12 protein-coding genes and 1 riboswitch are annotated in these 14,919 nt (G+C 37.2%); of the genes, 4 read left to right on the top strand and 8 right to left on the bottom strand.

Translation table 11 applies throughout. The annotated features are described in order from the left end of the window. Positions 1-359: 359 nt before the first annotated feature. The 8 genes from KO495_RS03990 to KO495_RS03955 all read right to left on the bottom strand — a co-directional run bounded on the left by KO495_RS03990 (position 360) and on the right by KO495_RS03955 (position 10,167). Positions 360-3,311, bottom strand: a complete 2,952-nt coding sequence (locus KO495_RS03990) for a TonB-dependent receptor (protein WP_215979104.1) — start codon at positions 3,309-3,311, stop codon at positions 360-362. 480 nt (positions 3,312-3,791) lie between these two features. Further along, positions 3,792-4,364: an NAD(P)H-dependent oxidoreductase gene (locus tag KO495_RS03985; protein ID WP_215979103.1), complete on the bottom strand. Its 573-nt coding sequence runs from the start codon at positions 4,362-4,364 to the stop codon at positions 3,792-3,794. A 46-nt stretch (positions 4,365-4,410) separates the two neighbouring features. After that, on the bottom strand, positions 4,411-4,770 hold the full coding sequence (locus KO495_RS03980; RefSeq protein WP_215979102.1) for a MerR family transcriptional regulator: 360 nt from the start codon (positions 4,768-4,770) through the stop codon (positions 4,411-4,413). A gap of 443 nt (positions 4,771-5,213) precedes the next feature. Beyond that, complete coding sequence (locus KO495_RS03975; protein ID WP_215979101.1) at positions 5,214-6,818, bottom strand: ABC-F family ATPase; 1,605 nt, start codon at positions 6,816-6,818, stop codon at positions 5,214-5,216. Between the two features lie 376 nt (positions 6,819-7,194). Next, positions 7,195-7,947 (bottom strand): sporulation protein, encoded by a 753-nt coding sequence (locus tag KO495_RS03970; RefSeq protein ID WP_215979100.1) that lies wholly within the window; start codon positions 7,945-7,947, stop codon positions 7,195-7,197. 133 nt (positions 7,948-8,080) lie between these two features. Then, positions 8,081-8,503, bottom strand: coding sequence for a hypothetical protein (locus KO495_RS03965; protein WP_215979099.1), 423 nt, complete (start codon positions 8,501-8,503; stop codon positions 8,081-8,083). A 249-nt stretch (positions 8,504-8,752) separates the two neighbouring features. Then, on the bottom strand, positions 8,753-9,031 hold the full coding sequence (locus KO495_RS03960) for a hypothetical protein (RefSeq protein WP_215979098.1): 279 nt from the start codon (positions 9,029-9,031) through the stop codon (positions 8,753-8,755). A 185-nt stretch (positions 9,032-9,216) separates the two neighbouring features. Then, positions 9,217-10,167: a glyoxylate/hydroxypyruvate reductase A gene (locus KO495_RS03955; protein WP_215979097.1), complete on the bottom strand. Its 951-nt coding sequence runs from the start codon at positions 10,165-10,167 to the stop codon at positions 9,217-9,219. 365 nt (positions 10,168-10,532) lie between these two features. Then, positions 10,533-10,668: riboswitch (cobalamin riboswitch) on the top strand. 48 nt (positions 10,669-10,716) lie between these two features. Here KO495_RS03955 and KO495_RS03950 point away from each other — a divergent pair. The 4 genes from KO495_RS03950 to KO495_RS03935 all read left to right on the top strand — a co-directional run bounded on the left by KO495_RS03950 (position 10,717) and on the right by KO495_RS03935 (position 14,687). After that, complete coding sequence (locus KO495_RS03950) at positions 10,717-12,564, top strand: TonB-dependent receptor (protein ID WP_215979096.1); 1,848 nt, start codon at positions 10,717-10,719, stop codon at positions 12,562-12,564. Positions 12,565-12,987: 423 nt separating this feature from the next. Continuing rightward, positions 12,988-13,350 carry a DoxX family protein gene (locus tag KO495_RS03945; RefSeq protein ID WP_215979095.1) on the top strand — a complete coding sequence of 121 codons (363 nt, stop codon included), beginning with the start codon at positions 12,988-12,990 and terminating at the stop codon, positions 13,348-13,350. Positions 13,351-13,415: 65 nt separating this feature from the next. Beyond that, positions 13,416-14,093 carry a DUF4386 family protein gene (locus KO495_RS03940; RefSeq protein ID WP_215979094.1) on the top strand — a complete coding sequence of 226 codons (678 nt, stop codon included), beginning with the start codon at positions 13,416-13,418 and terminating at the stop codon, positions 14,091-14,093. Positions 14,094-14,168: 75 nt separating this feature from the next. Further along, positions 14,169-14,687, top strand: a complete 519-nt coding sequence (locus tag KO495_RS03935) for a DUF2867 domain-containing protein (RefSeq protein ID WP_354668362.1) — start codon at positions 14,169-14,171, stop codon at positions 14,685-14,687. Positions 14,688-14,919: the final 232 nt, after the last annotated feature.

Here is a 14,919-nt window from a genome sequence, read left to right as displayed (position 1 = left end):
AAAAAGACACCAATTTTTCAATTTAATATTATTTGGTAATAACAGTTATTATAAAACATTAACCAAAACTTTTATTTTATCTAATAAAAAACATCTTAACTTAATGATTACTTCGTATGTATTTAGCCAAAACCCAGCTAAAGCCTTGTTATACCGAACACTACAGATACTAACCAAACCAACACCAAGTGTCAACCAATAATAAACAATTGGTAATAACAAGAAGAAGGAGTTGTAATAGTGATTGTTATGTAAACTTTCTTTACCTAACTCTCATTAGCCCAATAAAAAATGCAGTATTTAGCTAAACCTAAATACTGCATTTATCTGATTATATGGATTGCATCTCTTGAGTTAGCTTAAAACTTAGCGCGAACCCCAAGCGTTAATCTACGGTCTGCTTCAGTGTACTTCCATGCTCCATCAAGCTCAGAGGTATAAATAGACGCTTCACCGGTTAAGTTAGTTGCATTACCCACAAGCGTGAAATGCTCATTAATATTCCAACTAGCTGAAAAGTCTAACTGGCCCCTATCATCACGATAGTTATTACCATAAACCGTACCATCATCCGTTTTAATTGTGCCTAGGTAGTTTATGTTTTCAACACGCTTTTCATTTTCTGTGTCTAAGAAGCTATCACGATAGTTATAAGCTAAACGAAGCGCAACATCCTTATATTCCCAAAAGGCTTGTAAATTATAAGTATTTTTAGATATTTGTAATAATGGGCTTCCGTTAGGTTGCTCACTATCTGCATAAGTATAGTTTGCACTTAATCCTAAACCGGAGAATGCACCGGGTAAAAAGGTAAAGAATTGTTGATAACCAATCTCAAATCCTTGCACTTTACCATTTTCACCATTGGTATCTTTAGTGGTAGCAATACCTGTTTTACCAGCATCACGTAATGCTGCAACATGCTCTAAACCTTCAGCGTCAGTAAATTGAGTGCTGTCTGAATACACCATATCAGATTGGCTTACGCCTGCAGTATTAAGCTGACAAACGTTATTCCACTGAGTAACATTTTGACCTGTAACCGTTGATGAATCAGCAATACAGCTCGTTTCATTACTTAAAAATGATTCAACATCTTTATAAAATACGGCAAATGATAGCGCGTTACCCTCACCAAAATAATGCTCTATTGAGATATCAAACTGCGTTGCACGATAAGGGTCTAAATCGATAGACCCCTGAGTCGCCCCAGTGATGTCATTATTAATATCAAATGCTGGACTTAATTCGCCAAAGTTTGCGCGGCGCATTACCTTAGCTGCCGCAAAGCGGAATAAGGTTTCATCTGAATAATTATAGGTAACATTTAAACTTGGTAAAAAATCACTATAATCGTTATCGCCAGTTACTTTTTCGCCGTTAAGATATACCGTTGAGTCCAAATTGGTTTTAACATAACGTCCACCCACAATGGCACTAATATCATCAAAATCTAAGTAAGCTGATAAATAAACAGCAGCGGTATCTTCAGCAACATTTCTATATGCACTCTCTTGAAACTCTTGGTTGTCAGCTAAACTACCTGTTGTTGCTAAACTCGTTCCAGCTAATAATTGCTGAAGTTGGCCATAAGAGTTTTCTAGGTTAGATAAACCGTTATAAAGCATATACGTTAATAAATCGTTTTGACCTGAATGACCGATTTGATCAAAAGAATTATCGTGACTAACAACACTAAAGCTATTAGGGAATGCCGCATTGTAGTCATCAATCCATATTGTTGCTAATGAACCGTCACTGTTTTTAGCATTTTTATAAATATCTTTAACTTCTTCTTTATATTGCTCGTACTCATAATCACGTTTAGTTGCACGAACACCAGCCTTAACTTTAGATAACCAACCTAAGCCAAGTGGCTCATCAATGGTTACATCAAAACGTACTGCCGTTTCATCATTATAAGTTCTTTTATCTTCGGCTTTAAAGGTACGTAACGCTAAATTCTGGTCACTCGTAAAAGCGTCAGACTCTGAATGTATAATACTAGGGAGTCTATTACCTGATTGCGAGAAAGCACCATCGTAAACATGGTTAACTAAGTCTACACCACCACTATCTAAGAAGGTTTGCTTTTCAATTGGGCGTAAAGTAAATTCGGCATCAGGTCTGATGCTCTCTGAAGAAGCCACCGCAATCTCACCTGAAATCATAATATTATCGGTAATATTCCATTCAGCGCCTAAAGCATTTGAAAACGACTCGGTTTCGCGAAAATCACTATAAGTTTTAGGAATACCAAACTCATTAGTTAACGTATAGTTGTTAACGCCGTTAGCATCTTGAGTAGTGTTTTCGTTCGTTTGTAGTGCACCCACTACACCTAAAATTGAACTACCTTCTTGCTCCCCAGATCGCTTAGTACCATTTAGATCAAGGTATACCATGCCATTGCCTGACTCTGGAGCCCACTGAAGTGATAAATTTAATGCTGTGCGTTCACGGCTTTCCACATACTGTTCAACACTATGCTCATCTCTTAGGATAATATTACCACTTGGCGTATTACCTTCAGCACCATTAATATCAGTATCTACAGGTCTAGCTTTACTTGAAAATTGATCTTGGCGAAGTTCACGATCTTGGTATGAAAGCATAACAAGCGCACCAAAGTTACCGGCACTACCTAAGTCCCAATTATCACCAATTGAACCACTAAAAATAGGCGCTACATTCTCTGTTTTATCGGCATATTCACCATCTAAAGACATTGCTGCTGTTAGTTTTTTTAACTCAAGTGGCCTTACTGTTTTTAAACTAACAGTCCCCCCTAGCGCACCTTCAATCATGTCCGCAGTAGGCGATTTTACAACCTCAACCGCCTTTAGAAAGCTTGACGGGAAATCTTGAAGACTAACACCATCGCGAGAATCACCAATAGTAGAACGGCCATTCAACTCAACTCGGTTTTGAGGTAACCCACGTATAGAAACACTATCACCAACACCAAAGTCACTATTGATTGATACACCGGTGATACGTTGTAGTGCTTCGGCAATATTATTATCTGGTAATTTACCAATATCTTCAGCAACAATTGCATCAACAATTCTGCCATCGGTACGTTTAAGTAATGATGCTGCCTTCATACTACCGAGCATACCTGTTACTTGAATAACTTCAATGTCTTCGCTTTTATCTGAAGCTTTGTTCGGTTCTTCAGCAAATGCAGAAATTGGTAATGCTAAACCTAAGCAAGCAATAGATAAGTTATTACGAATGTTCTTAGCTGAAAATAACTGCTGGACACTTATCGCAAGCCTTGTTTTTTTTGTAGTAATTGTCTTGTTCATGTTCCCCACCTTGAATGTTCACATTGAATGTTGAGCCTGATAATTTTTCAGATTTTTAAATAAATCTCTTTTGTTTAAATTAACGACACATACAACCTAACCAATACCCAATAACCTGTCAACTAATTTATATTACCAATTATCGTTTTTAACATTATATTTACAACACAAAGAAAAGACCAATACCAGATAATTGGACTTACCAAAATAAATTACCAATAAATATTTAAGGATATCAACAAGTAAAATTGAACCCAACAATAAAATAAGAATAAAACTATAAAGGGAAGGTAATATTTAGCGGTAACGCTATAAGTGCATAAATAATGGTATATGTACTTATAGCATAAGAACTGAACTATTTTGCTACATAGAAAAAGCATCTTTGAGATTTAACGATGTGCTAATAATTAAAATTGGTAAACGCTTAAGGGGGAGGCATCTACCTTTTAGTTATGGTGACTTGTTATAGGTGCCTTGTTATAGATTATTAGCCATTTTTTCTACTTTAGTTAACCAAGTTTTACGAACTTGTTCACTCGCACTGATCACTGGCCCAAAATAAGTTGCCGAGGTGTTTTTGATCCCTGAAAAGTCCAAAATAGTACGTTTTAAGTTTTTGTATATTGGATTGCCTTGAACATACTTATACCAAAAGGTTGGCGTGTCTAACGTAATAATGAGCTCTGATGTACGCCCTTTTAATAACTTTTCAGGGATTGATTTTCCTTTGTGATATTTAAAAGCAAAATCAGGTAAAAACGTTCTGTCAATAACTCCTTTAAACTTTGCAGGCATACTCCCCCACCAAACAGGGCTAATAATTACGATATGCTCAGCCCAAAGTAACATTTCTTGAAAAGCAACTAAGTCAGGCTCTAACGCGAGCTCCTTATCGTACCCTTCTTGCAAATTTATTTCGAAGTTCATCGCATTGAGGTCAATTTGTTTTAACGCATGCTTGCTCCCTGCTGTTTTAGCATAGCGCTCTGCTATCGATTTACAAAAACTTATAGATTTAGGGTTAGCATTGATGACGAGTATTTTTTTCATTGGTTTAACCACCTTGTTTCATAAAAAAGGCAGTGTAAACTCTGTCCTATAGGTCAGAGTCAAGCGCTTTTAAGCATTGGTCAATTGAGCTTTGACAAAGTATAATATGGCTTTTTTGTTTTTCTAAACGTGCAATTTCTTTTTCTGCCATACGATATTTTTCATTTAAAAAATCTCGCATTAAATACCAGTCAAAATCTTGTTGCTCATTAAGTAAGGTCAATAGCTCAGCAAGAGTCACTCCTAAGCTCTGCGCCTCTTTAATCACTTTAATTGTTTCAACGTTTTCTTTGCTATAAACCCGATAGCTCCCTGATCTTGCGACCTTCAAAAGCTTTATTGACTCATAAAGTCTTATCGCTCTTTGTGTAGCGCCAGAGAGCTTTGAAGCTTCACCAATAAACATAAAATATCCCTTTTCATTAAATACGAATAAACTTGCACTCGGGTTAAAAATTTAATAACTGCCCCTAATATTAAAAAATCATTTAGAAGTGGCACTTAAAACACGAGTAACGACAATAATATCAAAGCGCTAACACTGAAGCGCTAACAATAAATCATCACAAATAATAACGCCTAGTTCATCGCCTAGTTCATCGCTTAATTTAGCTTAAGATCATTACGTGATGATTGCTGACGTTAAAAATCATAAGTAATTACGGCAAAAAAATAGTGACAAAAAAATCCCCAATAAATATGCAAAACAGCTTATTCATTGAGGATTTTAATAACAACTTACTATAACAACTTATCTCACGTTAAAAGTCTCTATATCAATAAATATCACCATATAAAGACAATTAGATAAAGTTTAGTGCTAGTGCTGGCTTAACTTTCCAACACTAACTATGCTCGTTTTTGTGCTTGCATTTGACTATCAAGGTATTCATCTAAAGTACCTTGGAAATCAACTAGCTTTTTATCTTTAATATCAATAATACGTGTGGCTAAGCTTGATACGAACTCACGGTCATGGCTGACAAAAATTAATGTGCCTTCAAAGTCCTTAAGAGCATTATTAAGCGCATCAATGGCTTCAATATCCATATGGTTAGTCGGTTCATCCATAATTAATACGTTAATATCAGCCATCATTAACATACCAAATAATAAGCGGTTCTTTTCACCACCCGAGCAGTTACGGGCTTTTTTATTGGCATCGTCGTCAGTAAATAATAAACGACCTAACATGCCACGCACACTTAAGTCGTTATGACACGGTCTACGCCATTGTGACATCCAGTCCATCAAGGTTAAGTCATTATCAAAAAATGACCCGCTGTCTTGCGGACAGTAGCCGACTGAGGCATTTTCAGACCATTTAACTATACCTGTATTTTGCGTTAACTCATTCATTAAACAACGTAAAAAGGTAGTTTTACCCACGCCGTTTTCACCAATAATAGCAAGCTTAGCACCTGCTTCTAATAACAAGTCACCTTTTTCAAAAAGCACTTCACCATCAAAGCCGTGACCTAAGTTTTCAAGCTCTAGCGCTTGTCTGTGCATTTTTTTACCCGGAGCGAAAGCAATTTTAGGGGTAATACGACTTGAAGATTTAACATCATCAAGCTTAATTTTATCCATTTTTTTAGCACGAGAACTGGCTTGTTTCGCTTTTGAGGCGTTGGCACCAAAACGGTTTACAAAGTCTTGTAGCTCAGCAATTTCAGCCGACTTTTTCTCATTGCCCGACAATAATTGCTCACGTAATAAAGCCGATTGCGCTAAGAAAAACTCATAATTACCTGGGTAAATACGTAACTCACCGTAATCAATATCAGCCATATGCGTACAAACAGAGTTTAAGAAGTGTCTATCATGAGAAATAATTATCATGGTGCATTTGCGTTTATTTAACTCGGTTTCTAACCAACTAATGGTATGAATGTCTAAGTTGTTGGTAGGCTCATCGAGTAATAAAATATCTGGATTAGCAAATAACGCTTGCGCTAATAGCACACGTAATTTCCAACCTGGGGCAACTTGTTGCATTGAGCCAAAATGAAACGACTCTTCAATACCTGCCTCGAGTAGTATTTCACCAGCGCGAGATTCAGCAGTGTAGCCATCCATTTCAGCAAATTGGCTTTCTAAGTCACCAGCGCGCATACCGTCAGCTTCGCTCATTTCAGCTTGTGCATATATAGCATCACGCTCTTGCTTTACTTGCCAAAGCGCCATATCACCCATAATCACGGTATCAATAACGCTATGTTCTTCAAAAGCAAATTGGTCTTGACCTAAGGTGCTCACTTTATTGCCAGGTGTGACTGAAACGTTACCTGATGATGGTGCTAAATCGCCGCTAAGGATCTTCATAAATGTTGATTTTCCACAACCATTAGCGCCAATTAAACCGTAGCGGTTACCATTGCCAAATTTAGCTGAGATGTTTTCAAATAACGGCTCTGCGCCAAATTGCATTGTAATGTTCGATGTAGAGATCAAAGGAAGTTCCTATTTTTGCTAACGAGCAGCGTTAAGTTAACCAACTATAAGTGTCTAAAATCACTCGTGATTAACTGATACGCGTTGATGGTGACAGCCCAATAAAGCGGTTATAACCGTTATTATTATCAGACCAGCAGAATTAAAGTCGCGCATTATACAGCAATATCGTGTTCGACCCCATCTAATCTTTACTTTTTTGACGTTTTTTTCAGCAAAGTATGAGTGATACACCTTGCGAGTAATACAACTAAATACTTGCTTTGTTCAAATAAAAAGCCGCCAAAAGGATTAACCTTGGCGGCTCAAGTAAATAGAGTAGCTGCTAAACTAGTTTTTGCTATACGTACTAAATAAACTTAGTTATTTAGGCTCACTATGACAGTAACCTTTCAATATAAGGCCTTACTTGTTCAACATTAACGCAGCTATTAGGCACAGAGATACTGCGATAACCGTCTCCTAAAAATGCACGATCAACTTCAATCAGTACGCCTGTTTCTGCGCCATTATCAACAAAAGTCACTTCGAGTTCTTTGGCACTGAAAAATGATCGTGACTGAGGTTTAAACTCATACTCTTGATAACATGGCAAGTGCGATTGAAAATTGTTAGTTCTTACGCCGCCAGCTTCGATATCAACTTTAAATAACGAGTAACCACTATCCGAAATAACATCTAGTACTGCTAACTGTGTTGCCGACGGAAGGATAACCAAGTGATCTTTATCTGAGCCATCAATACCGCTTTTAATATCCAACCCTGTTTTTAACCAAACTTTACCAAGACTGCGCCCAAACAACTCTGTTGCTGGTGTTTCAGGATGTAATAGCAACGAAAATTGACGGGTAATAGTTTCATTTGGCTTAATCGTAAGGTTCAGTTCTTGGTTCCAATGCTGTAAAACCAAATTTTTTTGATAGCTTACGTCTTCATCGCCAACATTTTTTTCTGCTTTTGCTTGCGCCATAATAGCCAGCTCTATCGCGTTTAATTCTTGCTCAACATCACCACCGGTAATAATAACTTCAATATCAAACTTCTGCCCTGCTTGTAGTGTATCTGATAATAAAACAGCATCTATTTTGGCCTTACCAATACCAACGCTCGCTAATATTTTTTTAAACATAGTGCTCTCTTCTAATAATTTAAATGGTACTTATTTAATGATATGAGGGCTGAGTAATACCTCACTTATAAAAGACTTATGGGCTAGTTATTGATATTTAAAGTATAAAAAAAATAAGAGGTAAGAGCCAGAGCTAACTAAGCTTGCTTTTTAGTAGCGCAGCTAAATGAACAAGTCCAACGCTAAGGCAAATAAGCGAGCTATAAAGCCAAAATTCAGCACTACGCCCCATAGGATTACTCATGAAGAAAAAACCAGCAACACCACGGAGCAAGTAAACGGCAGTAATAAACATTAATACAACGCGCAACAACACTAAACGGCGAATAATGCCTGCCGCTGAAAAAGCATAAAGTGACCAAATAGTCAGTACAATAGCAATGAAGCTGGTGATTATTGTTGGCTCTATACTACCTTGTTCAGCCATTAGCGCCATTTGCTCGCCAGCCCCTAAAAAACGATACCAAGGCGCACCAAAATAAATACAAGCAAGGTGTAATAAAGCGGCAATAGCGCTTAACGCACCTGCCAGTATGAAAAGTTTTTTACCAAACATTACCATCCATCCTCTTTTTAATTGACTTACTGTTAGCAGCCTTGATTTTAGCTATTATGCGTTGAGGTGGCTGCTTTGAGCTAAGCTACTTGCGGGCACTTTGCTGCTAAATACTTGTTTATTGCTATATTTCATAGCATTTTCATGCTCGTAATCTCGTATCTGTGTTTTCTATCTTTTCTATCTTTATTAGATTGGATTGAAATAGATTGGGTTAGATTTAGAGTGTTCGAGCATTAATGTGATGTTTTAAACGTCTAATTGAAAAGTCATTAATATCACCGACAGAGCAAGAGTAATTATAGGTAAGAGTATATAAAAGCCTTGCGATTTTTCTTTTAATAAACTGGCAATAGCTAAGCCTGTACCAATACAAAACCAACCGAATATGGTTCCCCACTCAAACACTTCTAAAAAGCCAAGCTCTGTTTGATTGTATAACATGCTTAATAACGGAAAACCGAGCACAATAATAAATGAGCTTATTCCCAAAAGCGGTTTGTTTTTTTTTGCTTGTCTAAATTCCATGATATTTTTTATCCGTTACTGCTATAGGCTCAGGCTACATGGGGCTTGCGTTGCCCCCCTCATTGACTAAAACCAAACGATTTAAATAGGTGACTTAATATCACATACTTTCAGTAACTTATAAAGGATTGTATTAATTAAACTCAATTTTCTATATTAACTCAATTTCCTATTAACTCAGTTGACTAATAACCACATGTTTTATCGACCGCTGTCGGTATAATGCCTTCTAATCGATATTGCTTAATATTATTTGCAACCACTAGCGCGGCACTAGCCATTTGAGTTGGCGCAGAAATGTGCGGTAAAATTGTTATTTTTTCATGACTCCACAATAAGCTATTAGCAGGTAGCGGCTCAACATCAAACACATCTAATACTGCGTGCGCTAAATGACCGTTATTTAACAACGCAAGTAAATCATCGCTATTAACTATGCCACCTCGTGAAAAATTAATTAACTTTGCACCTTGCGGTAATAAGCTTAGCGTGTTGTTACTTAATAAGTTTGCTGTTTGTGAGGTTAAAGGGAGCAAGCTAATTAAAATATCAGTTTGCGGCAATACCGCCCGTAAGCCTTCTTGATCCGTAAAATGTTTGATGTTGGCAATTGACTTAGGCTTTCTACTCCAAGCACTCACGGTAAAATTAGCGCGCACTAGACTATTTATAGCTGCCATGCCTAACTCCCCTGTTCCTAAAACCGTAATACGTTGCTCGGTTGGCGCTTTATAAGGAAGTTGCAACCACTGTTTTTTGGCTTGCTGTTGTAAATACTCAGGCATATTGCGATGTAAATACAGCGTCCAAGCTAACACCGCTTCTGCCATAATTTTTGCTAGTGTGTCATCAACTAAACGCACTATAGGTATAGTTTGTAAGCTTGATTCTGTGGCTAACTTTTCAACGCCAGCCCACAGGCTTTGTATCCAAGCAAGGTTAGGCAACTGCGCTAAACGTATTAAGTCAGTCGCTTTCGGATTAGCTACAATAGCAATATCAACATCCTCGACCTGCTCTGGTGTGAGTTGCTCAAATAAAATGATATTTTCATCGGGTAACAGTTTTTGCAAACTAGCCAACCATAGCGCTTGCTCCTGGGCAGGTTGTTGTGAAGCAAAGGTAATTATTTTCATAATGTTTTCTCAACGTGATGGCAGTTTGAGTGTATAGCCTAAAGTATTGCTCAAATTGTAAAGCTCAAGGTAATAATCGCTATATCTGCCTATTTACGGGTTTATAGTAATTCACTATATTCCTTATGGCTATATAGCCTATGACTAACTACCGACGATAAAACTATGCTGATATAAACAACAACCAAATACCACTATTATTATGATTTTTTACGTGAAATAGGCTAGAATGCGCGCTGAATTTTCAGGGTTAATCATTTTATTAACACTTAATGAATAGCGTAAATAAAAATAAAACGGACTTTAGCTAAACTTTTCCATGAAAATCACACAATAAAAAATACTTTCAGTTACCTTAATTTATAGTAAACACTTTAAATAATAGTAACTTACTATAGTTAGTTTGAGGGAAGAAGATGAGAATTCTTCACTGCCCCCGCAACGGTAATCACATTAACTTGTGTCAGTCCGATCACTCAAGCCAACTTAACTACACCGTGCCTGTCACGGCAACCACCATGATGCGGAGGGCATCATTCACGAGGTCCTATGAATAATAAGCACAAAAATACCCCAACTAAATCTTTTTTATCGTTAGCCATTACCGCCGCTGTTTCTAGTACTTTTATGGTATCGGCTTATGCCAACAAGAATAATGCAGTAACTAACGATGTATTAGAAGAAAATATTGAAGTGATTACCGTAACGGCTACTCGCTCAGCATTAAATATTAATGATGCGTTAACTAGCCAAATTGTGATTGACCGTCAAGCTATTGAGCGTATCAACCCAGTATCGGTTATAGATTTACTTTCTACCGTACCGAGTATTGATATTGCATCAAATGGTGGCAAAGGCCAAAGTGCTAGCGTATTTATGCGCGGTACTAGCTCAGATCACACATTAGTATTGATTGATGGCGTACGTATTAGCTCAGCAACATCAGGTGGCACTAACCTCAATACACTTTCACCTGCACTTATAGAACGCATTGAAATTGTTCAAGGCCCACGCGCCGCATTATGGGGCAGTGATGCCATTGGTGGCGTTATTCAAATATTTACCCGTAAACTTGATGGTGGCGACTTTTTTGCTGGTGCAAGTATTGGTAGCGATAACTACCGTAAATACCAAGCAGGCGTAGGTATTGCTCATGGCGACGGTCAAACTAGTATTACCGTTAATCATGAAGAAAGTGATGGTTTTGATGTTCAAGATAATACTGAAACCGATGACGATGGTTACGAGTTCACCTCAATTGCAGTGCGCGGCCAGCAAAATGTAAATACTAACTTAACTCTCGATTGGCTATTTACCGCAGATCAAGGTGAAACGGAATACGACGGCGGTTATCAAAACCAATCAGATGTAAACAACTACGCTTGGTTAGTACGTGCAAACTACGAAACTAACATTGGCAACGTTATAAATAACACCGTTGCTATGGTCGGGCAAAATGAAGATGCCGCTGACAGCTTAAAAGATGGCGTATTTAAAGGCAGCTTTGAGACTCGACGTAACCAGTTTTCATTAGTGAATCACAGCCAATTTTCTGAAGATGTACAATTAAACGTGGGTATTGATCATTACCAAGATGATGTATCGGGAAGCGAAACCAGCTATGAGCAAACTAAGCGAGATACAACCGGTATGTTCGCCCACGGTTTATTAACCAATAATAACTTCTCATATGAAGCAACACTGCGTTACGACGATGTAGAAGAAGTAGACTCTGAAGTAAGTTACAACTTAGGTGCAGGTTATAATTTCAGCACAAACAGCCGTGTAGTACTTAATTATGGTACGGGTTTTAAAGCGCCAACATTCAATGATCTATATTACCCTTATAGCGGTAATCCAGAATTAAGGTCTGAATATTCAGACAGTATTGAATTATTTTTTGAAACAACACTAGCAACAGTAGATACCAGTATTCACTTTTATCATACTGACGTTGACGACTTAATTGCATGGACAAGCGCAGGCCCAGAAAACTTTGAAGAAGTAGAAATTAGCGGCGCTGAATTTGTCGCGAGTTATTTAGGTTTTGGCGGCAATCACGATTTTAATGCTTCATATACTGACGCTGAAGATCAAAAAACCCATAAACAACTTATTCGACGCGCAAAAAACAAAGCCAGCTATAAATTTTCAACGTCTATTGCTAACGCAGATATTTACGCTGAATACCAATATGTTGGTAAACGAACCGATCGCGGCGATGTTAAGTTAGATGCTTACCAAGTCGTTAACTTAGGTTTTAATTACGCAATTATGCCGGAATTAAAACTGAACGCGCGCGTTACTAACTTATTTGACGAAGAATACCAAACAGCTAATGGCTATAATACCCAAGAGCAAGCCTTTTACTTAGGAGTTACCTACCAGAACTTTTAAGGAGCTAGGTAACTTTACTCGGTAAAATAACAATGAAAAAGCCAAAAGGTACTATGCCTTTTGGCTTTTTTAATGGCTGTATCTCGTCCTGAAATGTGTTTACATATTTAGGACGGGACACGACGTCAAAACAGCCATTCTTAGTAGTTAAAATAGAAAAGCCTAATGTTCACAGGTAAGTCCCTATAAGCATTAACACAAAAAACTTAGGGTAGTAGATTAACCACATGAAAAATATAAACTTAATCATCACTTTCTAAGTTAGATATTACTGATTTATTTAAAAATCATCCAATTATCAATACTCTCTAAGGTTTTAGCCTTTCTAATTCATTTAATTTATGAAATATTAAGTTATGATGAATTAATTTTATGGGGTAATCATTACAGAAAATTATCCATAATAAGGTGATAGGGCTATAAATGGTCGCACGTATATCGAGCTATATTCTTGCACTAATATTTTTTGCTTCAGGTGGTGCGAAATTATTATCGCTACCATTCGAGATTGAAGCATTTGTACGTTGGGGTTACCCAATCGAGTTTATGTACTTAACGGGTATAATTGAAGTTTTTGGCGCATTAGGGCTACTAATTACAAGGCTATCATCACTCTCTGCACTATGCTTGGGCGGGTTCATGCTCGGCGCTATTGGGACGCATTTTGTTCACAAAGAGTGGCTAATGCTAACAGTAGCTTCTCTGATAATGCTTACAGCATTTTGGCGTGCTTGGTCTGGTAGAGAGGAGATTAAACAATTTATAATTAGGCAACGTAACCAATAGCCTAACTTTAGAAACGGCAAAAAATAACAAAAAAGCGTTAGCATTAAAAAATGGAGCTTTATCAAATGACACACCTACAAAAATTAGCCGGAGTTGCCGCTATTGCTGAAGGACTAATATATATAATAGCTTTTATATACTTTGGGACATTTTTCACCTACCCCATAAATGGTAGCCCAGTAGAAAAAATAACTTACCTCGCAGAAGTACAACTTACATTTTCATTAGTCTGTTTATTAATGTATGTAGTATTTGGCGTTTTTCTCGCCCTACTGGTTGTTGGCTTACATGAAAGAATTAAGCACACAAATACCCCAACAATATTCATTGGGTCGTTATTTGGTGTTATTTGGGTTGGGCTTGTCATTGCCAGTGGTATGCTTTCAAATATTGGGCTTGCTCATGCGATTGAGCTAGCGAATAAAAGCCCGGAGAAAGCTCTCGAGCTATGGACAACCATTTCAGTCATTACTGAAAGTTTAGGCGGAGGAAATGAGGTTGTTGGTGGTCTATGGGTTTTATTAGTTAGCATTGCAGCTATGAAAGGCAATTGCTTGCCTCGTTTTATCAATTTTCTTGGGTGTTTTGTCGGTATGGCAGGTATTGCCACTATTTATCCTAACGATACTTTTACGGAAATATTTGGTGTATCACAAATTGTTTGGTTTATTGGGTTGGGGCTATATTTACTATCCGAAAAGAAAGCACAAATGACTCAAACGAACAAAACAGCTCGGTTGTAGTTGTTCACCGCAATTTTATATCACCATTGATAGTTCTTATTAGGGCATCAAAAATTAACGGAGTATTCGATTATTGTGTTTACAATTAACAAGGTAAATGTCCCAATTCGTAGTGAGATATTCAAAAGCCTAAAAGGTGCTTACTATGCTGACTCATACGCTTTTTGTTCAAACAAAGGAGATAGAGTTGCTTTGCAAGTTTGGTTAGACCATGCAAGTAAAACACCTGCTTGGGTTAACTTTTTAATGGCGACTCGCAATAAGGTTGTCTCAATATTTGGCTTGAAAAATATTGGTCACTTAGGTGACATAGATACTAAAAAGTTAATTAGTGACTATAAAGTGGGCGATAAAGTGGGAATATTCACTTTGCTTTTTTTAAGTGATAGTGAAGCCATATTAATCGACTCGGATAAACATCTAGATGTAAAGATTTCGCTGTATACCCACAGAGAAAAAGCTCATTTAGTTTCCATTTCAACCGTAGTTCATGTACATAATTTTATGGGAAAATTGTATATGTTTTTCGTAGCGCCGATGCATAAATTAATTGTACCGTCGGCGATTAAACGAGCCGAAAGTTCTGATAGCTAGCTCTAATACCTAATAAAAAGTACAGCTGAATAAAAATTAGCACTTAGTAGTTAACCTGAACTCGGTTTAAGAGATATTTAACAAATTGAAATATAATAAAAAATTACTTTTCTGAGTCTCTAGCTTGATAGTTTTTCTTCTTTTCATATGATAAGCAAGGCAAATTTCGCGTCAATAGCTGGCCTATTGCAAGTAAATTTAACGAAGAAGTTAGGAAAAGTAGCTGCTAGAG

The sequence above is a fragment of the Colwellia sp. D2M02 genome (genome assembly GCF_018860755.1).
In the GTDB taxonomy this organism is placed as follows: domain Bacteria; phylum Pseudomonadota; class Gammaproteobacteria; order Enterobacterales; family Alteromonadaceae; genus Colwellia; species Colwellia asteriadis.
The sequence above is the reverse complement of the archived record's forward strand: the minus strand, read 5'-3'. Positions and strand labels throughout refer to the sequence as shown.